Here is a 566-nt window from a genome sequence, read left to right on the forward strand (position 1 = left end):
CACGGCTAGAGCATTTTAATCCCAGTATTTAAAAGGATGGAGCGATATTCGTCATCAATAGCCGCTATCTTCCTCTTTCTTACCATGCTGATGTTTTTACTTGTGTCTTGTTTGAAAAGACTTAATGCGATTTTTCTCAATACATTAAAAGCTAAGGCTCCCGTCCCTCTGCGGATACGCGATTCATCTTCTCTAAACGTCATATCTAACATCCAATGCATGCTTTCTACCTGCCAGTGGCTTCTTATTGCGTCTAATGCTTGCTGCGCGTTGAGGGGTAATGAACTGATATACCATCGAGTTTCCTCCGATTTTTTACCACTCAATTTTTCTTCAACTGTAGCGGTCACTTTGATGACACTCTGCAAACCATCCCAACGATAATCTTTGGCCAGCCAGTTTCTATCAACGGTTAGCTGCTCGCACTGACGAGTTTCAATACGTCCATGACCAGCACTTACTTCGATGTATTCATCATACGTCTCAGAAGTGGTGCCTTCTCGCATCGATTTATGCCACCAAGCTTCAAGTTCTGCTTTCATTCCTGAGTGATTGCCTTTTAAGGC

At 42.9% G+C, this 566-nt stretch carries 1 protein-coding gene; it reads right to left on the reverse strand.

Going from position 1 to position 566, the window contains the following annotated elements:
* Positions 1-5 precede the first annotated feature (5 nt).
* The coding region (locus tag ACTRWI_RS22620; protein ID WP_499133933.1) for an ISAs1 family transposase at positions 6-566 on the reverse strand (561 nt) is incomplete at its 5' end.

Source organism: Pseudoalteromonas sp. G5_S1_14_S5 (assembly GCF_054968605.1).